The organism is Rhodanobacter ginsengiterrae (assembly GCF_050026815.1).
GTDB classification, from domain to species: domain Bacteria; phylum Pseudomonadota; class Gammaproteobacteria; order Xanthomonadales; family Rhodanobacteraceae; genus Rhodanobacter; species Rhodanobacter ginsengiterrae.
Map to the genome: position 1 here is coordinate 31901 of NZ_JALBWO010000052.1, position 21949 is coordinate 53849.

The following is a 21949-nucleotide window of genomic DNA, read 5'->3' on the forward strand; positions in this document are numbered from 1 at the left end:
CAGCCGCGGAAAGCACGACCAGCCGCTCGCCCCATACGCGCGCTTGCCGACGCCATCAGTAGCCTCCGCTGTATCCCGGTATCGGCAGGAAATACCGTGCCCAGTTCTTGAATTCCACCGGCAGGTCGCTGGGCGACAACAGCCACCAGTTGGGCCAGGCGACGCAACTGGCGCATTGATCGGGCACGGCATTGATCACTGCCTGGGTCAGCCCGGGGCCGCCGAGGGGAAACATCCCCACCCTCGTCTTCAATTGCGAGGCGGCAATCAGGTAGTACGGCGGACCACCTGCCGGCAGCTGGCCGTGGTTGCTGTAGACCGTATCGACCACCAGCCATCCGGCCTGATCGCCGCTGCTGATCAGCAGCGTGTTCTTCGCGCGCTTCAGATCGAACCACATGATGTCCGTCTTGTTGGCGAAGCTGGGTACATTGCATGTCGCGTCGGTGAAGTTCCCGTCCGGTCCCTTGCTGAAGGAATGGTTGGTGAATTTCATGGCCTGGATCGCCGGAAAATCCTGGGTCGCGGTGCGGACGTTGCCTGTCCAGGCAACGTCGAACGTGGACGATCCGGGAAGCGTGACAAAGGTCTTGTCGGTGGAGGCATTCACTACTTCGGTGTTCGTGAAGGCGAGAATATGCCAGGCCAACTGCCGTGCCACCGTGTTGAAGATGCCGCAATTGCATGACTTCGCCAGGTTCGTGCCATCCAGCAACGGCACGCCGCCCGTGCCCGCACCGGGTACGGCGGCGGGCTTGCCCGGGCCCATCGGCCCGCTGTGGGAAGTCGAGCCGTTGTTGCCGGCTGTATCAATCCATATCCAGTTGTTGGCCCGCGCGTACCGCCACAGATTGGCGTTCAGGTTGTGCCACAGAGTGGTCTTGTTGGCGATGCCAGCCAGGGCATGCCCCGGCATGTTGACGATGTGGTCGGCAGGCTTTCCGGTCCACCCATAGGTGGCCAGCAGGGTGTCGATGACGTGTTGTGTGGGCATGTTCCATTCCTCGTTGGCGAATCGAATGACATATGCATGGAGTCGCGCCTGGCGGTGCGCGCAACGCACCGCCAGCCCTCGCGTGATATCCGCCATTCCCTGAAGCGTCGCTGCCAGCCGACCTTTGCGTCCATGCTATGGCGGTTTCCTGCTGTGAAATCGGGTTAGATGCCGTCTGCAGGCGGACGACGCCGTTCTCATGTCAAGTAGCCGTATAAGGGCACGAGCCATGTTGTGACTTCAACTGTGGACCGTCTTGGCATTGAGATCGGCAATGAGCTGACGCAGGATGTTGTCAATTGCCAGCTTGGTCGACTGCTGCACGGCATTCTTCATGGCAAATGCGCCACCCCAGAACATCTTGCCGCCCTGTGTGGTGCCGTCGGTCTGATAGACCTTGCTGAAGACATCCTGGTTAGCGCGGCGGTAGGTAACTTTGAGCGAGACATGAGCCCCTAGCTCGATATAGGTGTAGCTCTGCAGATCAAAAACGAGCAGGCCGTCGTTAGCAGCCCCACCATCGGATTTTGCCAGTTTGCCGAAAGCAGCCTGCACATCATGCGATTGCAAAGTGTCATCCAGAATCTGGCCAAACTGCACTACCCAGACGTTTGCATAGCCCGCCATCGCAGAGCGGAACTCGTAGTGATTCGAGGCAGTCGCCGGCGTGATCGTGTATGTCGATGCCGCCGCGGTGGATGGAAGCTGCGACGTTCCCTGATTGTTGATCAGGTATTGCGGATAATCTTTCGCCACATCGTGTCTGATCGAACACCCGGACAGCAGCAAAGCCGCTGCAAATACAGCAAGAAGTGTCTTCATGTTTCCCTGTTCCCCCGTCTTCGTTGAAACCACAAGAACCGCAGCAACACTAGCGTCTAGTGATATGCGGTACATTTTCACCCTTGAAATAAGCGCGAATTAAGCAAAGTCCTACACTTTGACTTAAATGCACGTTTATGTGACGCCAAACCCACTTCCACTTATTATGTCTTGGTACCGCTCACCACAGATTTTTTCATTAACTCAAGTACATATTTTCCACCACCGTCTGCAACATCTTTGGTGAGCCCGGTATCTTGAGCGCCAAATATGCATATCGGAATTCTGGATCCTTTCCAGGGATTCTCTGGCTGCTTGGATGAGTGAATTCGTGGCCATGCGTAATCTCCAATTAAGTATTCATGATTTAAAAATCAAGGGTCAAGAGGTGCCATATGGGCTGATCCAACTATTTCTTGGTCTGCTGCGCCCGAAATGCTTTCCTCACCTCCGGCCCAATCACATCCACCCGCCGCGTCGGTTGAATCATCGCCCGCCCCCTGCCCCGATCTGGCAATTCCGCGACAATATCCGCGCCTTCCGACGTCGTCGCCATAACGTCCTGCAGATTGACGACCACGCTCAGCGTGTCACCGAGCGGTTCCAGGGCGAGGCAGATATTGTCGATGGTGGCCATGCTGCGGTACTGGCTGCCGCCGACCAGCGCCAGAGGGTTGGCGGTTTCGATCCACACAGCGGATTGCGCGCCTCGCAGCGGACGCACGGCGGCGCGGGCGGTTCGTGATCGGTGCGGCGTGAGGGGTCGGCCTGATGCATGGAGCGCATCGTGTCCGTGTTCATCGCATCGATGTGGCCGCGCATGGCACGCTGGTCGCCGGTCGGGCCGGTGGCTTCAATGCCGGCGAGGTGGCCCACGGTGGCGAGCGGATTCGTCGGGCCGGCCTGTTGCGGTCGGCGTGCGGTGTGTGCCGTCCTTCCTTGCGGCGTTTCGCTACAGCCTGTAGCGGCGACACAGGTGGTGGCGGCGGCGATCAGCCAGCGCTGCATGGTCATCCATTCCCCCCGGAATACCGGGTGAGGATAGCGCGTTCGTGACCGCGTCGACATTTTCCTGCGCCGGCCGCGGGAAGCGGTCTGCCAGCGGCGCGTGATCATCCAGCCATGGCGCCAGCGTTTCAGGTGTTCCGTGGTGTCGCATCGGCGGCACGGGAGTCATCGCGCGCATGCTTTCGATCAGCCGCGGGCGCGATTTCGATATCGCGCGGTGGCACTACTCCATCTCGCTCAGAATCAAGGTACGAGTTGGCAGCGGGTTTCGTGCTGGTAACCTCCGGCGAGAGCTGGTGCGGAAAGCCTTCGCGGTTCGACAGTTCCCACATCTCCGGATCGACATACCTGATTGCCCGGCGTCTTTCAGTGCCGGGCAATCAGGAGGCTCCAGGTCGGATGGATGGCCCCGGCGTCGGCGCGTTCCTGCTTCGAAACGAACACCAGCGCAGCGGCATCACCCATCCGGTAGCCATGCGTTACGGCTTGCTTGCAAGCTCCGCGCACTGGCTTTGGGCACAGTCGAAGTCGACCTTGATACCGCGACCCACAACGACCGGCACGTTCACATGCTTGACCACGGGCTGACCGTTTTGCATCAGCGTCACGGTATACGTGCCGGTCGGCAGATGGCCGATGTCGTAGCGGCCCTTGGCATCCGCCTGATCATCGCGCTGGAGTCCGGATGTCATGCTTTTTGCCGTGACGGTGTCGCCCGCCGGCGCCTTTCCAAAGATACTGCCCACGGTGGCCTGCGCGTAGACCGTACTGGTTCCCGCCACGCCGCACACGCTGATGACGAGTGCCATCGCCAGGGTCTTGATGGAAAGGCCACGGCGATGCCGCGGACGATTGCTTGAGGGGGAATGGCTGTTGTTCATGGGATTTCCTGATCTCGTTGCTGCAACGATGGGGATATGAGTTCGGCCACACGTCTGGCCGATCCGCTCATGGGGAAGTTCTGGACGGCATCCGTCCGCCGGGCCTGGGGATGGCCACCGGGGTCGGCATCGTTTCTTTTCCGTCCTCGACCGCTCGGTGAATGACTGCTGCCACAAACCGGACGGCCGCGTGCAGCCTACGTCAGCCGCAGCTACCCACCGAAGGGTCATAGGTCATAGAGGGTCAGAGGTCATGGGTCGGCGCACGGTGGTGCGACTCGTCATGGTCTGCAGGAAAAGCTTGCCGCACGCGCTGCATGGCGCAACCCGGACACCGCAGCTGAAAAACGTGACTGCCAGAACAGCAGGATCAGCGCCAGGCTGGACAGCAAGACGTAGGTACTGCGCTCGATCGCCGGCGACAACCACCGCGTCAGGCACGCCTTGAAACCACGGCGCGCCATGCCGCTGTGCTGCACGGCGAAGATCCCGAGCAGCGCCACGTCGATGATCCAGTCCGTCAGCGTTGTCGGTCCGGCCGGTGGCAGTCGGTCCAGTGTGCGCGGCAGCAGAAAATCGCCCGCGAAAGCGATGGCGTAGAGAAACGTGAGCAGGAACACGACGTAGCAGAGCACGCCGTAGCTGAAGGTCAGCAGCGCACGCATGATCGATCACCTCGGAATTCGTGGGGAGAAATCGCCGCTGCCACGCATCACAGCGCCGACAGGAATGCCACCAGGTCACGCTTCTGTTGCGGGGTGATGTGGATGTTGAAGCGGGTGTCGTAGAAATCGACCACGTCGCCCAGCGTCGCCGCCGAGCCGTTGTGAAAGTACGGCGCACGCGCTGCCAGCCCGCGCAGGATCGGTCCCTTGAACTTGCCGATGTCGGCCCACTTGCCGGTACGCAAGGCCAGGCCGGGGTCGCTGGTTTGCACGCTCTTGCCGGTGGCGTTGTTGGTCAGGGTGTACAGCGGCATGTCCGGGGTGCGCCGGCTGCCATCGGCGATGCCGATATTGATCGGCAGCGCCACCGAGTGGTTGCCGATGTTCGGCGCGTTGTGACAGCTGCTGCAGCTGCCGTGGATGACGGGCAGACCGGTCACGTCGTTGAGTCCGCCGACGCCGCTGATCGCGATCGGCAGCGTGTTGAACAGTTGTTCGCCGCGGGCGATGGACGCGCGCGAGCGCGCGCCCAGGTCGTGACTGAACTGTGCACCGGGAACGTTCCACTCGTCGAACAGGCGCATGACTTTCTCGTCGAAGGCATCACCGGTCGGGTCGTTGCCCAGGGTGTCGTTGATGCCTACCCAGAAGCGTTGCTGGGCAAGAATGCTGGCGCCGCCCATGCCCGCATCGGCATTGAGCTTGCCGGCGTCACGGTCGACCAGTTGCGCGGTGAACAGGTGCAGCTCGAAATTCACGATCTGGTCGATGACCGCGTCGCTGGGGGCCGCGCCGGCCTGCTCGTGGCCGAGGATGGCATCCCGCGCCTGCGCAGCGAGACTTTCGATGATGTCCTCGTGATCGATGCCGGCATCCATCGGCGGCTTGAATGGCGCGGCGGTCTCGCGCCCGTCCCACATCACGGCGGTGAGCCAGATCAGGTTGGTCGACGGCAGCGGGCGACGGAACAGCGACAGGTCACGCGCGCTGGCGTAACCGTAGGGATCGTCGACCCGACTCAGTCGAAACTCGGCATTCGCCGGCATCGGCATGCCGACCCGGATCAGGCCGCGGCTGAGCAGCATGGAATAGGCGATGCGCCGCGCGTAGACGCTGGAGACATCGGCCCGAGGCGAGACGGCGCCGTCGACCGGGCTGAAGACCGGATCGTTGCCATCGGTCCTGGCGAAGCGCAGGCGCAGTTCGTCGGGGGTGACCGACCAGCCCTCGGCCTGTCGGTGGCAGGAATTGCACGAGCGCCCATTGGGACCGAAGCTCTGGAAGAACGGGCCGTCGGTGTCGATGCTGCCATCGGGCGTGCTGGTCTGCAGCCAGCCCGAGGGATTGGCGGTGACCAGCGGGTTGGCGCTTGGCGCCTGTTGATGCCGGTCCTGGGCCGATGTGCCGACGGCAGCCATCAGCAGGACAGTCCCGGCGATGACGGATACGAAAGTATGCTGATGGAACATGACGATGTGCCCCCTTGGCTTGTCGTTGATACGGCCCCTGCCCGGCCCGACCGCATGGTCGTGGCGAGACGGGAAACACCGACGGGCGGCAACTTGCGACATGCTTCCGACGCGCGATGCGCGCAGGCGGATCGGACGGTCGACGAGGGAGGCTTGCGGGTCAGTTCAACAGCGTGCCGCAGGACGCCAAGGGGCGGCGCAGCAGCGCACTCGCGCGGGCAAGCTCCGGGTGAGAGGCAGGACCGCCGGCCCTGATGATCGCGCCCGCGGCGCCGGCCTGCGCCGTGGCGTAGGCGCAGTCGCCGCTGCGCGCCGCGGCAACGGCAAGCCACAGCTGCGCCGCGAGCCGGCGCGGATGGGCCGGCGGCAGTTCGCTGCCGGTGCGCGGGATCGCTGCGGCCAGCCTTGCCTTCGCCAGGTCGGGCTGGCGATGTGCCAGCTCGACCTGTGCCAGCAGCGTCTGCACCCACAGCAGCTGCGGGTCGCTGCGGTATGCCACCGCAGCAAGGTCACGCTCGACTGTCGCCTGCAGATCGTGCGGACACGGCATGCCGGGGGATTGCGCACAGGCCAGCAGCAGACGCGCTTCGGCGATCAGCGGCGGCATCCGGTACGAGCGCGTGCGCAGGCCGGCGATGGCAGCGGGCAGCAGTTCGCGCGCCCTTGCAGGATGGCCGTCCAGCAACGCGATGCCCGCCAGTTCACTGTCCACCCGGCCGATCCGCATGCGATTGGCCGGGTCGCTGCCGTACAGCTTGCGCGCCGCCTCGAACAGCTCGCGCGCCGCGGCGAGATCGCCGGCCTCCACCTTGCCAAAAGCCGTGGCTTCCAGTGAGTCGCCGTGCAGCGCGGTATCCGCCCCGAAGCCGCCGGCCGACCAGGCCTGCGCCTGCCCGCAACGCATTTGCGCGCTGGCAAGATCTGCCCGCAAGCCCTCCAGTACGCAGGCCTTCTGCGCCGCATACACCTGGGTGAGCTGCGGCCGGCCGCCGTTGCGTGCGTACATCGCCAACGCCTGCGCGAACAATGCGTGTGCCTGCGTCCAGTGGCCGGCGCGATACGTGGACGAGGCCAGACCGGACAACGCCAGGGCGGTTTGATTGCTGGACGGGCCGAAGTGCGCCAGCTCGAACTGCCAGGTCCTGCGCCACATCGGGATCGCCTCGTCGTAGCGTTCCAGGCCCTCCAGTGCGGAGGCGACATCGTTGTAGCCGATACCGACCCGCGCATCGTCCGCCCCCCAGCTGGCGATCCGCTCGGCCAGTGCTTCGCGGGCGAGCGCCAAGGCGGCTTCGCCGTGCCCCTCGCTGGTCTCGACCGCACCCAGCGGGCCGAGCAGGTCGATCAGGGCTTCGCCACGGATCCCCTGTGCGAGCATGCGCCGATGGGCCAGGCGCAGGTCGGCGCCGCCGGCCGCGTAGTCCTCCATGCGCACCGCGGCGTATCCACGCGCGGTGAGCGCACGGATCGCCTCGATGTCGGATGGCACCAGCGCCCGTTCGGACAAGGCGACGGCCCGGTTCGCCAGTTGCCGCGATTGCGCGACGTCACCGAGGTTTTCGTACAGGCGCGAAAACATCGCCAGCAGATCCACGCGGCCGCCGTCATCCATGGCGGGCGAGTTCTCCAGTTTCGCGACGCCACGCGCCAGCAGTTCGTCCAGGCTGGGTTGTTTCGATGCGGCGACGCCGGAGCGGACCGGCGCGAACAGGCTCTCGACGAAATCCCGCACCATGTTGGCGCGCGCGGCCTGCTGCCGTGCGACGTGGGCCTGCCACAGCGCGACCGACAGGGACACCAGGATCGCCAGCATGAACACCGTGGTGATGGCCATGCCGCCGCGATGGCGGTCGACGAACTTGCTGGTGCGATACCAGCGCGAGGGCGGATGCGCCAGCACCGGCTCGCGGTCAAGGTGACGCTCGATATCTTCAGCCAGCGCGCCGGCCGAGGCGTAGCGGCGTTCCGGCTCGATCGCCGCCGCCTTCAACACGATGTTGTCGAGATCGCCGCGCAGCTTGCGTCGCAGCGGTCTCACCGAGGCCGCTGAATGCGCCATGCCGTAAGCCGTGGCGAGGGATGGCGAATCGACCCGCGACGATGGCGTGGCGGCATCGCCGGCGGCGCGACGACGCCCGGTGATCAGCTCGTCCAGCAGGATGCCGAGCGCGTAGACGTCGGTGGCGGTGGTGATCGGCTGCTGCGCGAATTGCTCCGGCGCGGCATAGGCCGGCGTGAGCGCGCGATGCTGGGTACGGAAGGCGCCGGTCACGTCTTCATCGAGCAGTTTGGCGATGCCGAAGTCGAGCAGCTTGACGTCGCCATCGGGCGTGACCAGGACGTTGGACGGCTTCAGGTCGCGATGCACGATCAGCGCACGATGGGCCATCTCGACCGCACGGCAGACCATCAGGAACAGCACCAGCCGCTGGCGCAAATCGAGGCCGTGGTCGCGTGCGTAATCCGTGATGGGCAGGCCGTCGACCAGCTCCAGCGCGATGTAGGCGAAGCCACCCTCGGTGATTCCGCCCTCGATCAGTCGTGCGATACCGGGGTGCCGCAGGCGCGCCAGCGCTTCGCGTTCGCGGCGAAACTGGCGCTGCGCATCGGCGGTGTACAGGCCCCGCGCCAGCAGCTTGACCGCCACTTCCTGACGCACGCCATCGGCGTCGCGAAAGGCGCGGAACACGGTCGACGAACCGCCCTCGCCAAGCACCTCGACCAGCTCGAATGGGCCGATGCGAGTGCCGGCAGGCAAGGCGTCGGCGACACGGGTATCGCCGATCGCGCAGGCGGCCTGGGCCGCATCGCCGGTGGACAGCAATTCGTCCCCAACGGCGTCGGCGGCCAGCATGCGTTCGAGCTGCGCACGCCTGAGCGGATCGGTGCAGCGTTCGGCCAGCAGGCGCGCACGCGCGGCTGCGGGCAACGGGAGTGCCGCCTCGAACAACTCGCGCAATGACGGTGTGGATGTCGCCACGGAACCTCCCCCGACGATGCTCTGCCTGCGATAAACCCCGAACGCGCGCCAACTGCGACCTCGCCTTCCGCAAGGCTCGCCTGCTAATCCATGCGCGCCTTGATGAAAGCCCGCGCAAAACGCCAGTCGCGATCGATGGTGCGGCGGGTCAGCCCGAGCGTTTCGGCAACCTGTTCCAGGCTCAACCCGGCGAAGTAGCGCAACTCGACCACTTGCGCGGCGCGGGCATCGGCCTGTTCCAGTGCATCCAGGGCGGCGTCAAGCGCCAGCGCCTCTTCTGCCGTGTCGAAGGCCAGTCGCGTGTCGCTGTCCTCGAGGGTGATCCGCAACCATTGCCCGCCGGCGCACAAACGCAGCCGATCTCGCGCGCGGTTCATCAGCAGATGGCGCATCGCCTGCGCCGCGTAGGAAAAGAACTGGGCAGGATGTTCGAACTGCAGCGCTTCACGCCGGCCGATACGCAGGTACAACTCGTGCACCAGTTCGGTCGTGTTGAGGGTGGCGTTGCGCCGGCTCGACAGCTGCCTGGCAGCCATCGCCTTGAGCCGCGCGTAGACAACGGCGAACAGCGCATCGGTGGAACCGGCGTTGGCCAAGGGCTGGGTTTCGGACATGACGAACACCTCCATGCAGCCGCCATCCTGCGCGCCCGCATGGTACGCCTTTGCCGGGAAACCGTATCTGCCCCCATGCCGCCGGCCGCAGCCGGCGGACGGTCAGTTCAGGCCGACCGCGCGCTGGACACCAGCCGTGTCGACAGCGGACGTGTGCCGTAGCGTTGGCCATCGACGAAGGTGAGCAGGCGCCCGCCGATCATGCTGACCACCGCTCGCCCGGACAGGCGCAGCGAAGCGGACGCTGCCGGCGACATGGACAGGCCGAGCTGGTGTTCCGCGCGCATGCGCATCGCCTTGGCGGCGAACCAGGCCTTGGGGCCAGCCAGCAGCGTGCCGGAGGCCGACTCCGCCTGGCGCGAGTTGGCAATGCTCCGACGCAGATGGGTCAGATGGTATTCGTTGAAGACGTCGCTCAAGGCGGTGGATTTGAACGGCGCGGCCACGTACTCGTCCAGCAGGCTGCCCAGGACGGCCACCACCCGCAGCGCAATCTGGCGATTGGCACGTGCCACGTGCGAATTGCCGGTGGAGCGCTGCCAGATGCCATCAAGCGCATCGGCGAGGCGACGCCATTCGGACTGGTTCAGCGGGCGCTGGCCGAGAGCGATCGTGCGGCGCGCGATCAGCCACGCCTGATCCCGTGCCGGCAGCGCGTGCGAGCGCTGCGCGGCGCGTGCCCTGGCTTCGCGCATGGACAGTTCTTCGGTGGCCGCCACCCGCAGGGCGAGGGCTTCCTGGGTCAATGGTTGTGAACGCACACTGCCATCGGCGCGGTACCAGCGCCGATGCTCCAGCGTGGCACGATGGAACAGGCCAGCCGGCGGCGCCACCGTGACACGCGCCTCGGCAGCGTAATCCAGCGCCGGCGCGATCGCGCGCAAGCCGGCGCCATGGGCAGCCAGCACGCGCTCAAGCAGGATTTCAGCGCTGATCAGCTCGCGATGGTAGGCCGCATGCCGATCGTTGTCGGTGCCGGACGTGAAGTAGACAAAGCGGATCCGCAGCGTGGAGCCCTCACTGCGGGCCGTGCCGTGGCAACCCTGGCCGATGATGCGGCGCCCGATCGGCAAGGCGCGATGCGCGGTCGGCAAGCTGCCGAGCACGCTTTCGATGGTGGGGAAAACGGCGGCCGAATCGGCCATGGCGGCCTCTTGCACTGGTGCACTTGCGTCAATCGTCGAACTCACGAAACAACCCTGCCTGCTTGGGCGACCACGGCACGCAACTCTGCCAGTGCCCTGCCGCCCGGATACCACGCCTGCCGTCCTGCCTGGACAACTACGGCCTCACTGTTGCATCGACCACGCCAACCAAGTGTGCGCTGGCTCTCACTATGGGAAGCCCGGATCGGGCCCGATCCGGCCGCGCCGCCGCCGCGTCCTGGCGTCTTTTCCCGACGGCAACGCAAAAAGCAGGCAAAATAGGCGGTTGCCGACACGCCATCGCGCGTGGCTGCCCCTTACTTGATTGATGACCTGCGCCGGATGACCCCCTTGAACATGCCCCCCGCCACCCCGCCCGAAGACGCCGATGCCCGCTTGCTGGAGCGTCTGCGCGCCGCGGCAGAACTGCTGGAGTCGGTAGCAGCTGATCGTGAACTGCTGGATCGGCTGCCGGCCAGCGATCGGCAACGTCTGCACCAGGCGGTGGCGCAGGCCTACCATCCCGATCCGGGCGCACGCCGGATCAAGCTGAAGGCGGCCGAGAAGGCGCGCCATGCCGCCAAGCTGCAAGCGGACGATTCGGTGCTCAACCAGACCGGCATCCGCACGCTCCGCCGCAAACCGGTGTTCACCACGGCCAACGTGTTCGCCCCGAAGGATTTCCTGCCGCACGACGTGGCGCCTGATGCCGATGGCGAGCAACCGCGAGAATCGGTCAAGCTGAAGCACTGCTACGTTTGCAAGAAAAAATACTCGACTTTGCACTTCTTCTACGACCAGATGTGCCCGGACTGCGCCGCGTTCAATTACGCCAAGCGCGACGAGCTGGCGGATCTGCACGGACGCGTGGCCCTGCTCACCGGCGGACGGGTGAAGATCGGCTATCAGGCTGGCCTGAAACTGCTGCGCGCCGGCGCGGAGCTGATTGTCACCACACGCTTCCCGCGCGACTCGGCAGCCCGCTATGCGGCGGAACCGGATTTCGCCGCATGGGGTCACCGGCTGCAGGTGTATGGCCTGGACCTGCGCCACACGCCCAGCGTGGAGGCGTTCTGCCAGGAGCTGGTCGCCACCCGTCCGCGACTGGACTTCATCATCAACAACGCCTGCCAGACCGTGCGCCGCCCGCCGGATTTCTATGCCCACATGATGGAGGGCGAGACCGCGGCGCTGCATGACATGCCCGAACACGTGCGCCAGCTGGTGGGTCACTACGAGGGCCTGCGCGGCTCGAACATCCTGCCGCAGGCCGGTGCTGCCGCAGGCGCTTCGGGCCAGCGCGACTCGAACATCCCCGGGCTGACTCGCGCCGCCGAGCTGTCGCAATTGCCGCTGTTGCCGGAAGAACTGCTGGCGCAGAGCCACCTGTTCCCCGAAGGCCGGCTCGACCAGGACCTGCAGCAGATCGACCTGCGCGAGCGCAATTCATGGCGGCTGCTGATGGCTGAAGTGCCGTCGGTGGAATTGCTGGAGGTGCAACTGGTCAATGCGATCGCACCGTTCATCATCAACGCTCGGCTGAAGCCGCTGATGCTGCGTACGGAAAATCGCGACAAGCACATCGTCAACGTATCGGCGATGGAAGGCCAGTTCTACCGCAGCTTCAAGACCACCCGCCACCCGCACACCAACATGGCCAAGGCCGCGCTGAACATGATGACGCGCACCTCGGCCACCGATTACCACAACGACGGCATCCACATGAACAGCGTGGACACCGGCTGGATCACCGACGAGGATCCGGCCGAGCTGGCGGCCAGGAAGGTGCTGCAGGAACGCTTTCACCCACCGCTGGACATCGTCGATGGCGCTGCCCGGATCGTCGATCCGATCATCAGCGGCATCAACAGCGGCGAGCACGTCTGGGGCAAGTTCCTGAAGGACTACCGACCCACCGATTGGTGAGCCGGAAAGACCGCGCGAGGCTGCCGAACGGCTGCTGATCGATACGGCAGCCTAGCCGGCCGCCTGGCCGAACGATGGCGGCCGATCCGCCGCAGCCGCGCCGAACCCGGTATTCGGCGAACCACCCATCTGGAACACCAGGGTGCCGCCGGCGGCCAGCTCGGCATGGCTGATCCAGCTGCGACTCCATGGCTGGCCGTTCCAGCTGACCGACTGGATGTACGGGCTGTCCGGCCCGTTGCCCGGCGCCAGCACCATCAGCTTGCGCCGACCGGCCAGTTCGATCTCCGCACGATCGACCAATGGGCTGCCGAACACGTAATTCGCGCTGACCGGATCGACCGCATACAGGCCCAGCGCACTGAGCACGTACCAGGCGCTGATCTGCCCGCAGTCCTCGTTGCCGGCGAGCCCGTCGGGCTGCGCCTCGTACATGCTTTCAAGCAGCATGCGCACGCGCGCCTGCGTCTTGTGGTGCGCGCCGGTGTACGCGTACAGGTACGCCACGTGGTGGCTGGGTTCGTTGCCGTGCGCGTACTGGCCGACCATGCCGGCGATGTCCGGCGGTGCGTCGGCCGGCAACGCCGAGCTGGTGTTGAACAGCTGATCCAGCTTGCGCTCGAAGGCCCGTTCGCCGCCGAACAGCTTCATGTATTCGTACAAATCATGCTGGTTGAGGAAGCTCGCCTGCCACGCGTTCGACTCGGTGAAGTCGCGCCATTTCGCGGCGTGGCCCATGCCACGCGGATCGAACGGCTCCAACCAGCGGCCGTCGCTGGAGCGTGGCCGCACGAAGCCCAGCTTGCGGTCGAACACGTGCCGGTAATTGCGCGAGCGGTGACGCAGCCGGGTGGCGTCGGCGTGCGCGCCGGCAGCGTCGGCGATATGCGCGACGGCCCAGTCGTCGTAGGCGTATTCGAGCGTCTTGCTGACCGCCTCGCCTTCCCTGTCGCTAGGGATGTAGCCCAGCTTGCGGTAGAACGGCAGGCCACGATAATCGTCGTCCATCGCGCGCTTGCGGAACAGCGGCCACGCCTTCGCGTAGTCGATGCCGGTGAAGCCTTTGGCATGCGCCTCGGCCACCACCACCGCCGAGTGGTAGCCGATCATGCAGCCGGTCTCCACGCCCTGCAGCGGCCATACCGGCGGCCCGTCGGGACTTTCGCCGGCCATCCGCACCAGGCCATTGACCAGATCCGGCACGCGATCGGGCTGGTACAGGGTAAGCAGCGGATGCTGCGCCCGGTAGGTGTCCCACAGCGAGTAGGTGCTGTAGTTGTTGGCGCCCTGCGGCAACTGGTGCACGGCCAGGTCCATGCCGCGATAGCGGCCGTCCACATCACTGAACAGGGTCGGCGCCAGCATGGTGTGATACAGCGAGGTGTAGAAGATGCGGCGCACGTCCTCGGACACCGTGTCGATGCGGATGCGACCGAGCTCGCGTTCCCATGCCGCGGCGGCGGCGCCACGCACCTGCTCGAAATCCCAGCCGGGAATCTCCGCATCGAGATTGCGCAGCGCGCCCGCCACGTCGACGCCGGAAATGCCGACCTTCACCAGCAACGGTGCGCTGGCGATGTTGTCGACATGCAGCGCAGCCTTCAGGTGCGTGCCGTGCGCCTCACCTGTGCCGACGGGTAGCGGGGCATCCTCGGCGTACAACGTGGCCCCGGCGATGGGGCGCGACAGCTTCATCGCGAAATAAATGTGCCGGCCGCCGGCCCACTGATGCACGCGCCGCTCGCCGACCAGGGTGTCGTTGCCGACCAGCTTCAGCCGTGCATCGCTGATCTTGCACGGCACCGCGGCGTCATCGTGATAGCCGTGCGCGAGATCGACCAGCAGGTGGCCGCTGCCCTCGCCGTGGAACGTATAACGATGCAGTCCCGCGCGCAGCGTCGTGGTCAGCTCGGCGAGGATGTCGTGATCCTTCAGGTGCACCTGGTAGTAGCCGGGCTGCGCCTGCTCGTGGTCGTAGCGCGAACGGTAGCCCGGCCCGGGCTGCGCCTCGCTGTCGGCGGCAAGCCCGGCACCGGCGGCCGCGCCGTCGTGATGCGAGTGATAGTTCTGCTCCGGCAGGCCGCGCGCGCCGGGCTGCAGCAGCGCCGGACCTTGCGCCGGCATCACCAGCACGTCAAGCATGTCGCTGGCGCCGGTACCGCTCAGGTGCGTGTGCGAAAAGCCCATGATCGAGCCGTCGTCCTGGTGATAACCCGAGCAGGCATCCCAGCCCGCGTCGTTGGTGTCCGGGCTCAGTTGCACCATGCCGAACGGCAGCGAGGCGCCGGGATAGACGTGGCCGTGGCCGCCAGTGCCGATGAAGACATCGACATGCCGGGCGAAGCCATCGGGTTCGGGCGCCGGTGACATTGCGTCGCTACCGTGAGGCGTCGTGAATGCCGCCAGCGGTTCGAGCCGGCTACCGAGCAGGCTCAATGCGGCTGCGCCCTGCAGGAAACGTCTGCGTGTCACCATGATGCGTTCTCCGTTGCGTGTACGGGGTGATTCGTCATGCACGCCGCAGCAATTCCGGTCGCTGCGCCGCCAGTTGCACGATCAGTTCGCCGAACAAGGTGTTGGCCCAGGCGAACCACGCGCGAGTGAAGTGTGCCGGATCGTCCTGATCGAAAGCCTCGTGCATGAAGCCGGTGCCGGCGTGGGTGGTCTTCAGCCAGTGCAGGCATTGGCGGATCTCGCCGCTGTCGTCACTGGTCAACCCGCGCATGATGATCGACATCGGCCAGATCATGCGCAAGCCCTCGTGCGGGCCGCCGATGCCCTGCGCTGCGCTGCCGCGGAAGAAATACGGGTTGCGCGGGCTCCAGGCCAGCTTGCGACTGCGCCGGTAGCGCGCATCATCGCTGCGGCAACAGCCGAGGTAGGCCAGGCTCGACAACCCCGGAGCGTTGGCGTCGTCCATGAACAGCTGGTTGCCGTAGCCATCGACTTCGTAAGCCCAGAACTCATTGCCGTGCTCATCGTGCATCACACCGAACTCCTGCAGTGCACGCTCGACCTCGTCGGCCAGTGCGTTGCACTCGGTGGCGAAGGCGCGGTCATCGTGCAGCGCCGTTGCCAGTTCCGCCAGCTCTCGCAGCGAGCTCACCGCGAACAGGTTGCCGGGGACCGACAACGGATAGATGCAGGCATCGTCCGACGGACGGAACATCGCATGGATCAACCCGACGGCACGGGTCGGATTGCCGTAGCCGCCGAGGAACTGGGTATCGGTCGGGTTGGCCGACGGCCGCTGGAAGTGGTACGGGCCGGGGCCACGCTTGCGCTGCTGTTCGCGGAAAGTCGCCAATACCGTGCGCATCGCGGCGCGCCAGTCGTCGTCGAACGGCCGGCGGTCGCCGGTGGCCTGCCAGTAGGCGTGCGCCAGCCGGACCGGATAGCACAGCGAGTCGATCTCCCATTTGCGCTCGGCCACGCCTGCATGCATGTCGGTGAGGTCCTGTTGCGCCCACGACAGTGGAGTCTTCGCCTGCGGGTCGGGCAGGAACGCATTGGCGTACGGGTCGATCGAGATGCACAGCGCATGGCGCCGGATCAGCCCGCGAAACAGCCGGCGCAGTGATTCGTCGTGCGCCGCCAGCGACACGTACGGCCACACCTGTGCGGAGGAATCACGCAGCCACATCGCGTCGATATCGCCGGTGACGATGAAGGTGTCCGGCTTGCCGCGCAGAGTTCCCAGCTGCACCGTGGTGTCCAGCGTGTTCGGGTAGCAGTTCTCGAACAGCCAGGCCAGTTCGGGGTCGCCGATCTTCGCCTTGGTGCGGGCGATCAGCGCTTCCACGGCCGGACTGACGAACCTGCGCTGCCCGATCGGCGGGCGATGACTGCGGAAGCGCGATGCAGCCCATGCCATCGGCACGCGGCCCAGCAGCAGGCTGCCGGCGGTGCCGGCCATCAACTTCAGCACGGAGCGGCGCGAGATGATCATGGCCGTACGGCCTCCGGGGTGGCTGCCGCGTGGTGGCGCACGGTGGCGTCGAACAGCGACCGCAGGTGCAGTGCATGGCGCAACGAGGCGATGTCCGCCGTGCCGGCAACCGGCAATTCGACATGCTCGCCGGGCAACAGGTCGAACGCATTGTCGGAGACTTTCGCATCGAGCGAACCGAAGTCGATCCAGACCTCACGCGCCAGGCGCTCCGCACGTACCTTCAGCATGATGCCGTGGCCGCTGTCGACGAGCTCGGCGCGCAGCCCCGGATCGGGCAGCTGCAATGTCAGTGCAGGCCCGAAGTAGAGCAGATGACGCGACAGCAGCCCGCCCTGCCCGACCAGTTCGAACACGGCGAAGCTGCGTCGCGGATCGGCACCCTGCAGCAGCGCCGCATCGGTCAGCTCGGCAGCACGGCTGCTGGCCAGCGCAGGCACAAGTACCCTGTCGACGTGCTGGTGCAGCAGCTGTCCATCCATGTCCATCACGCGCGTGCGCAACTGCGCATCCAGCGGAGTGGTTCGATCGGAAACCAGAAACACCTCGGTGCGCCCGTCGCGGCGGATCGGCGCCACCCGCAGCGGCGCATAGAAGCGGCGCGCGTGGAACTGCAGCGCCTTCCAGCGTCCGAAATAATCGATGCTGGACCACGATGCACCGGGCCACACGTCGTTGAGCTGCCAGTACAGCGAGCCCATGCTTTGCGGTCGCGCGCTGCGCAGATGATCCGCGGCCAGTTCGATGCCCTCGGCCTGCATCACCTGGCTGAGGTAGATGAAGGAGACGAAATCCTTCGGCTCGCCGTAGTACTTGCGGATATAGAACAGCAGGCGCTGGTTGCCGTTGCCGCGGTCGAACTTCTGGTGTGCGCGCAGCACCGGCGAATCCGCCGACAGGTCGGCCGGCGCGGCGAAGGTCCGGATCGTCGCCAGCGCCGGCAATGACTGCAGGCCGTACTCGGACTGGAAACGCGGCGTGGTTTTCAGGTAATCCTCGATCGGCGCGGAACCGGCCCAGACATCCCACACATGCATGTCGCCATCGTCCGGCACGCTGGCGGGTCCGTCGAAATCCGTGCTCGGCGAACTTGCCCAGTACGGCACGTCCGGCGCGTAGCGCTGCACCACACCGCGCAAGGTTTCGCCGAACAGGGTGCGCATGCCGCGCTCGACGCGTGCACGTTCGGCCGGTCCGACCGCCTGCGCGAAAGCCTTCCGATCCGGCCAGGACTCCCAGCCCGTCTGCACTTCGTTGTTGCCACACCACAACACGATGCTGGGATGGTCGCGCAGGCGCATGACCTGCCCGCTCGCCTCGATGCGCGTGTTCTCGCGGAACGCGTCGTCATACGGCGGCACCGCGCCGCCGAACATGAAGTCCTGCCAGATCATCAGGCCGAACTTATCGGCCATCGCGTAGAACGCATCGCTCTGGTAGTAGCCGCCGCCCCACACGCGCAGCATGTTCATGTTGGCGTCGCGCGCGGACTGCAGGATCTGCTGCATGCGCGCCTCGGTGACGCGCTCGGGAAAACTGTCGAACGGAATCAGGTTGGCGCCCTTGGCGAAGATCGGCACACCGTTGACCACGAAGGCGAAGCTGCGGCCCCAGCGATCATGCTGCCGCCGCAGCTCCACGCTGCGCAGCCCGGTATCGCGCTCGCTGCTGGCGACGATCTTTCCGTCGACGACGACATCGGCGTGGAAGTGATACAGATTCGGCGCACCGTAGCCAACCGGCCACCAGCGTTGCGGGTGTTCGATGCGCACGGGCAGGTCGAAATGGTTGTCGCCCGCCTCCAGCGATTTCTCCAGCGTCGTGCCGTGAGGAATGCCGTCGGGCGCGCTCCACGTCAGCTGCAGCCGGGCCTTGTCGGCGTGGTCGGCCCGGATATCGAACTGCGCCAGCAACTGCGCGGCATCCGCATCGACGTGCTGCTGCGCGATATGGAAATCCGCCAGGCGCAGATCGTCCCAGGTTTCCAGACGCACCGGCTGCCAGATACCCTCGGTGACGTAACGCGGACCCCAGTCCCAGCCGTACTGATAATTGGCCTTGCGCACGTAGTTGGATGTCTGCCGGCCTTTCGGCTCGTCGCCGAACGCGGAATCGAATTCGCCCGGCAAGGCATGGGGCTGTCGCAGCAGCCACGGCTGCAGCCGGGTGATCGGCGAGTGCAGCGTGACCAGCAGCGCATTGCTGCCGGCATGCAGCAGGTCCTTCACCGGCAGCCGCCAGCGCCGGAACATGTTGTCGGCGGCCAGCAGCTCGCGGCCATTGAGCGAGACATCGGCAAAGGTATCCAGGCCATCGAAAACCAGTTCCACGTGATCGTGCTGCAGCGTCGCTGCATCGACCGTCAGCGGCAATTGATACTGCCAGTCCGCCAGGCCGATCCATTGCAGTTGGGCTTCGTTGTCCCGATCGAACGGTTCGCCGATCGCCCCGGCGGCGAGCAGGTCGGTCTGCACGCTGCCAGGCACGTGGGCGCTGCGCCACGCCAACGCTTGCGGATGCGCTCGCACGGCGGACGACCCCGGTGCGAGGCGAAAGCGCCAACCCGTTGTGAGCGTCTGCGTGGTGGTGGCCATGCCGGCACTGCATGCGCAGGCGCACAGGAGCAGCACGGCCATCAGCCTGTGCAGGAAGACTGCGGCGATGGGCAAAGCATCCCTGCCCGGTCGCATCCCGTGCTTCGTCATGCGCAAGCCTCTGGCCATGAGAACGTGGAGTCGCTGCGGATTCGCCGCGTGGTGACCGCATGAAGGTATAGGTGATCGGGTCTGCGGTAAATCACGGTCTCCCCTGTGCGTCGGGTATCCCGCGCAAACACTTGATATCCCTGATGACCGCCCAGGTGCTTGCGGCACGCCGCCAAGCCAGGGCCGGCATGACCGCCGTTCAGCCATGCGAAAGAAGCGAACCCGCCCGGTGCGCCGACGCGAATTCGACCGCAAGAGCCGGAGTGTCGCCCGGGCCGCCGATCCGTAGATTGCGCTTTGCGCGATAATCAGACGGAAGGAACAACCATGAAGATTTCCGACAAGCAGGCGGCACTGGCCACCACCGTGGCCGACCCGCGCTGGGCCGTGGTGCAGGCGCGCGACGCGCGTGCCGACGGCAAGTTTTTCTATTCGGTGCGGACCACCGGCGTGTATTGCCGGCCATCCTGCGGAGCCCGCCCGGCGCGGCCGGAGAACGTGGCATTCCACGCCACCGCGGCCGACGCGGAACGCGCCGGCTTTCGCCCTTGCAAGCGCTGCAAGCCCGACCAGCCGTCGCTGACCGAGCAGCACGCGGTCATGGTCACCGCCGCCTGCCGCATGATCGAGCAGGCCGAAACCCTCCCCGCACTGGAACAGTTGGCCGAGCCCAGCGGGCTCAGTCCGTTCCATTTCCACCGCGTCTTCAAGGCCATCGCCGGCGTGACGCCCAAGCAATACGCCAACGCGCATCGCAGCCGCCGCGTGCGCGATGAACTGGAGCGCGGCACCTCGGTGACCACGGCGATCTTCGATGCCGGCTACAACGCCAGCAGTCGCTTCTATGAAACCGCCAACCAGGTATTGGGCATGACCCCCTCGCGCTACCGTGCCGGCGGTGCCGACAGCGAGATCCGTTTCGCCATCGGCGAATGTTCGCTGGGCGCGATCCTGGTGGCGCAGAGCCAGCGCGGGGTGTGCGCGATCCTGCTCGGCGACGATCCGGACGTGCTGGCGCACGACCTGCAGGACCGTTTCCCCCGGGCCCATCTGATCGGCGGGGACCGCGACTACGAGCAACTGGTGGCGCAAGTCGTGGGTTTCATCGAGGCGCCGGCGCTCGGCCTGGACCTGCCGCTGGACGTGCGCGGCACCGCGTTCCAGCAACGCGTATGGCAGGCCTTGCGCGAGATCCCGGCCGGCAGCACGGCCAGCTACAGCGAGATCGCCGCCCGCATCGGCGCACCTCGCGCAGCGCGGGCGGTCGCCCACGCCTGCGCCAACAACCTGCTGGCGGTGGCGATTCCCTGCCATCGGGTGGTGCGCAACGACGGTGCCTTGTCCGGCTATCGCTGGGGCGTGCAGCGCAAGCGCGCGCTGCTGGAGCGCGAGGCGCAGGCATGAATGCGCAGCGGCAAGCCGCCGCCGAATTCGACGTGCGGCTGCAGATGTTCGACTGGCACAGCATCGAGGACGAGCTGGAAACCCGAGGCTGCGCGCTGCTGGAAGCGTTGCTGTCGCCGCAGGAATGCGCCACGCTGGCAGCTCTGTACGCGGACGATGGGCGTTTCCGCAGCCGTGTCGTGATGGGCCGTCACGGCTTTGGCCGCGGCGAGTACCGCTACTTCGATTACCCGCTGCCGCCAGCGGTGGCCGAGCTGCGCAAATCGGTCTATCCGCATCTGGTGCCGATCGCGAATCGCTGGAATGCGTTGATGAACCACGAGTTGCGCTATCCCTCCAGCCATGCCCAATTCATCGAGCGATGCCACGCCGCCGGGCAGCAACGCCCCACGCCGCTGCTGCTGCAATACGGTGCGGGCGATTACAACTGCCTGCACCAGGATCTGTACGGCGAGCAGGTGTTTCCGCTGCAATTGGCCGTCCTGCTGGCCGCGCCGGGGCGCGATTTCGCCGGCGGCGAATTCGTGCTGACCGAGCAGCGCCCGCGCATGCAGTCGCGTGTCGAAGTGGTGCCCTTGCATCAGGGTGACGCGGTGGTGTTCGCGGTGCACCAGCGCCCGGTGCAAGGCACGCGCGGCAGCTACCGGGTGAACATGCGCCACGGTGTCAGCCGTGTGCGCAGCGGCCGCCGGCATACGCTCGGCATCATCTTCCACGACGCCACATGATCACCACCGACCTGTTCGCTGCAATGCCCGCAGCCGCCCGCCGGGACGAGCCGCTGTGCGAAGGCGCGATGGTGCTGCGCGGATTTGCGCTGGACCACGAGGTGGCGTTGCTGCAGGCACTCGATGCGATCGTGGCGCAGGCGCCGTTGCGCCATCTGCTCACGCCCGGCGGTTTGCGCATGTCGGTGGCGATGACCAATGCCGGGCCACTGGGCTGGGTCAGCGATCGGCGCGGCTACCGCTACGAGGCGATCGATCCGGACGGCGGCAAGCCATGGCCGTCGATGCCCCCGGTTTTCCTGCAGTTGGCGGGTGCGGCCGCAGCTCAAGCCGGTTTCGCCGGCTTTGTGCCGGATGCCTGCCTGGTCAATCGCTACGCGGCGGGCACCCGGCTGAGCCTGCATCAGGACCGTGACGAGCACGACCTGGGCCAGCCGATCGTGTCGGTCTCGCTGGGCATCCCGGCGACGTTCCTGTTCGGCGGTCTGCAGCGCTCGGATCGCCCACTGCGCGTGCCGTTGGCGCATGGCGACGTGGTGGTCTGGGGCGGGCCGGCGCGGCTGCGCTACCACGGCGTGTTGCCGCTGAAACCGAATCATCATGCGCTGCTGGGCGACTGCCGCATCAATCTCACCTTTCGGCGGGCCGGCTAGATGACG

16 protein-coding genes are annotated in these 21949 nt (G+C 66.0%); 5 read left to right on the forward strand and 11 right to left on the reverse strand.

From position 1 onward, the window contains the following. Nucleotides 1-55: 55 nt before the first annotated feature. Nucleotides 56-994, reverse strand: coding sequence for a hypothetical protein (locus ACQGNJ_RS07855; RefSeq protein WP_426688683.1), 939 nt, complete (start codon nucleotides 992-994; stop codon nucleotides 56-58). 240 nt (nucleotides 995-1234) lie between these two features. After that, nucleotides 1235-1816, reverse strand: a complete 582-nt coding sequence (locus ACQGNJ_RS07860) for a hypothetical protein (protein WP_426688684.1) — start codon at nucleotides 1814-1816, stop codon at nucleotides 1235-1237. Nucleotides 1817-2135: 319 nt separating this feature from the next. Here ACQGNJ_RS07860 and ACQGNJ_RS07865 point away from each other — a divergent pair, with 319 nt between their 5' ends. Beyond that, nucleotides 2136-2561 (forward strand): hypothetical protein, encoded by a 426-nt coding sequence (locus ACQGNJ_RS07865; RefSeq protein WP_426688685.1) that lies wholly within the window; start codon nucleotides 2136-2138, stop codon nucleotides 2559-2561. Nucleotides 2562-3303: 742 nt separating this feature from the next. Here ACQGNJ_RS07865 and ACQGNJ_RS07870 read toward each other — a convergent pair. The 6 genes from ACQGNJ_RS07870 to ACQGNJ_RS07895 all read right to left on the reverse strand — a co-directional run bounded on the left by ACQGNJ_RS07870 (nucleotide 3304) and on the right by ACQGNJ_RS07895 (nucleotide 10578). Beyond that, nucleotides 3304-3705: a carboxypeptidase-like regulatory domain-containing protein gene (locus ACQGNJ_RS07870; protein ID WP_426688686.1), complete on the reverse strand. Its 402-nt coding sequence runs from the start codon at nucleotides 3703-3705 to the stop codon at nucleotides 3304-3306. Nucleotides 3706-3986: 281 nt separating this feature from the next. Then, entirely contained in the window at nucleotides 3987-4370 is a 384-nt protein-coding gene (locus ACQGNJ_RS07875) for a hypothetical protein (protein WP_426688687.1), read from the reverse strand. 47 nt (nucleotides 4371-4417) lie between these two features. After that, complete coding sequence (locus tag ACQGNJ_RS07880; RefSeq protein ID WP_426688688.1) at nucleotides 4418-5839, reverse strand: hypothetical protein; 1422 nt, start codon at nucleotides 5837-5839, stop codon at nucleotides 4418-4420. A 160-nt stretch (nucleotides 5840-5999) separates the two neighbouring features. Further along, nucleotides 6000-8819 (reverse strand): serine/threonine-protein kinase, encoded by a 2820-nt coding sequence (locus ACQGNJ_RS07885; protein ID WP_426688689.1) that lies wholly within the window; start codon nucleotides 8817-8819, stop codon nucleotides 6000-6002. 83 nt (nucleotides 8820-8902) lie between these two features. Further along, entirely contained in the window at nucleotides 8903-9433 is a 531-nt protein-coding gene (locus ACQGNJ_RS07890) for an ECF-type sigma factor (protein ID WP_426688690.1), read from the reverse strand. 107 nt (nucleotides 9434-9540) lie between these two features. Next, nucleotides 9541-10578: a hypothetical protein gene (locus ACQGNJ_RS07895; protein WP_426688691.1), complete on the reverse strand. Its 1038-nt coding sequence runs from the start codon at nucleotides 10576-10578 to the stop codon at nucleotides 9541-9543. Nucleotides 10579-10920: 342 nt separating this feature from the next. Here ACQGNJ_RS07895 and ACQGNJ_RS07900 point away from each other — a divergent pair, with 342 nt between their 5' ends. Continuing rightward, nucleotides 10921-12504, forward strand: coding sequence for an SDR family NAD(P)-dependent oxidoreductase (locus tag ACQGNJ_RS07900; RefSeq protein ID WP_426688692.1), 1584 nt, complete (start codon nucleotides 10921-10923; stop codon nucleotides 12502-12504). Between the two features lie 51 nt (nucleotides 12505-12555). On the opposite strand, the gene ACQGNJ_RS07905 is transcribed toward ACQGNJ_RS07900, so the two are convergent. Genes ACQGNJ_RS07905 through ACQGNJ_RS07915 form a run of 3 tightly spaced genes read right to left on the reverse strand, consistent with a single transcriptional unit; the run spans nucleotide 12556 to nucleotide 19089 of the window. Then, nucleotides 12556-14979 carry a GH92 family glycosyl hydrolase gene (locus tag ACQGNJ_RS07905; RefSeq protein ID WP_426688693.1) on the reverse strand — a complete coding sequence of 808 codons (2424 nt, stop codon included), beginning with the start codon at nucleotides 14977-14979 and terminating at the stop codon, nucleotides 12556-12558. Nucleotides 14980-15013: 34 nt separating this feature from the next. Further along, nucleotides 15014-16450, reverse strand: coding sequence for a glycoside hydrolase family 125 protein (locus ACQGNJ_RS07910; RefSeq protein ID WP_426688847.1), 1437 nt, complete (start codon nucleotides 16448-16450; stop codon nucleotides 15014-15016). Beyond that, nucleotides 16450-19089, reverse strand: coding sequence for a beta-mannosidase (locus ACQGNJ_RS07915; protein ID WP_426688694.1), 2640 nt, complete (start codon nucleotides 19087-19089; stop codon nucleotides 16450-16452). Before ACQGNJ_RS07915 ends, ACQGNJ_RS07910 begins: the two co-directional genes overlap by 1 nt. Before the next feature lie 396 nt (nucleotides 19090-19485). On the opposite strand from ACQGNJ_RS07915, the gene ada reads away from it, so the two are divergent. Genes ada through alkB form a run of 3 tightly spaced genes read left to right on the forward strand, consistent with a single transcriptional unit; the run spans nucleotide 19486 to nucleotide 21943 of the window. Then, on the forward strand, nucleotides 19486-20562 hold the full coding sequence (ada, locus tag ACQGNJ_RS07920) for a bifunctional DNA-binding transcriptional regulator/O6-methylguanine-DNA methyltransferase Ada (protein ID WP_426688695.1): 1077 nt from the start codon (nucleotides 19486-19488) through the stop codon (nucleotides 20560-20562). Beyond that, entirely contained in the window at nucleotides 20559-21290 is a 732-nt protein-coding gene (locus ACQGNJ_RS07925) for a 2OG-Fe(II) oxygenase (protein WP_426688696.1), read from the forward strand. Before ada ends, ACQGNJ_RS07925 begins: the two co-directional genes overlap by 4 nt. Further along, a complete protein-coding gene (gene alkB / locus ACQGNJ_RS07930; protein WP_426688697.1) occupies nucleotides 21287-21943 on the forward strand; it encodes a DNA oxidative demethylase AlkB in 657 nt (218 codons plus the stop codon). The genes ACQGNJ_RS07925 and alkB overlap by 4 nt, the downstream gene beginning before the upstream one ends. Nucleotides 21944-21949: the final 6 nt, after the last annotated feature.

Bases quoted from the DNA above. Each gene is read 5' to 3' on its own strand.
- ACQGNJ_RS07855 (WP_426688683.1), bottom strand. From the start codon at position 994: ATGCCCACACAACACGTCATCGACACCCTGCTGGCCACCTATGGGTGG.
- ACQGNJ_RS07860 (WP_426688684.1), bottom strand. From the start codon at position 1,816: ATGAAGACACTTCTTGCTGTATTTGCAGCGGCTTTGCTGCTGTCCGGG.
- ACQGNJ_RS07865 (WP_426688685.1), top strand. From the start codon at position 2,136: ATGAGTGAATTCGTGGCCATGCGTAATCTCCAATTAAGTATTCATGAT.
- ACQGNJ_RS07870 (WP_426688686.1), bottom strand. From the start codon at position 3,705: ATGAACAACAGCCATTCCCCCTCAAGCAATCGTCCGCGGCATCGCCGT.
- ACQGNJ_RS07875 (WP_426688687.1), bottom strand. From the start codon at position 4,370: ATGCGTGCGCTGCTGACCTTCAGCTACGGCGTGCTCTGCTACGTCGTG.
- ACQGNJ_RS07880 (WP_426688688.1), bottom strand. From the start codon at position 5,839: ATGTTCCATCAGCATACTTTCGTATCCGTCATCGCCGGGACTGTCCTG.
- ACQGNJ_RS07890 (WP_426688690.1), bottom strand. From the start codon at position 9,433: ATGTCCGAAACCCAGCCCTTGGCCAACGCCGGTTCCACCGATGCGCTG.
- ACQGNJ_RS07895 (WP_426688691.1), bottom strand. From the start codon at position 10,578: ATGGCCGATTCGGCCGCCGTTTTCCCCACCATCGAAAGCGTGCTCGGC.
- ACQGNJ_RS07900 (WP_426688692.1), top strand. From the start codon at position 10,921: ATGACCCCCTTGAACATGCCCCCCGCCACCCCGCCCGAAGACGCCGAT.
- ACQGNJ_RS07905 (WP_426688693.1), bottom strand. From the start codon at position 14,979: ATGGTGACACGCAGACGTTTCCTGCAGGGCGCAGCCGCATTGAGCCTG.
- ACQGNJ_RS07915 (WP_426688694.1), bottom strand. From the start codon at position 19,089: ATGGCCGTGCTGCTCCTGTGCGCCTGCGCATGCAGTGCCGGCATGGCC.
- ada (WP_426688695.1), top strand. From the start codon at position 19,486: ATGAAGATTTCCGACAAGCAGGCGGCACTGGCCACCACCGTGGCCGAC.
- ACQGNJ_RS07925 (WP_426688696.1), top strand. From the start codon at position 20,559: ATGAATGCGCAGCGGCAAGCCGCCGCCGAATTCGACGTGCGGCTGCAG.
- alkB (WP_426688697.1), top strand. From the start codon at position 21,287: ATGATCACCACCGACCTGTTCGCTGCAATGCCCGCAGCCGCCCGCCGG.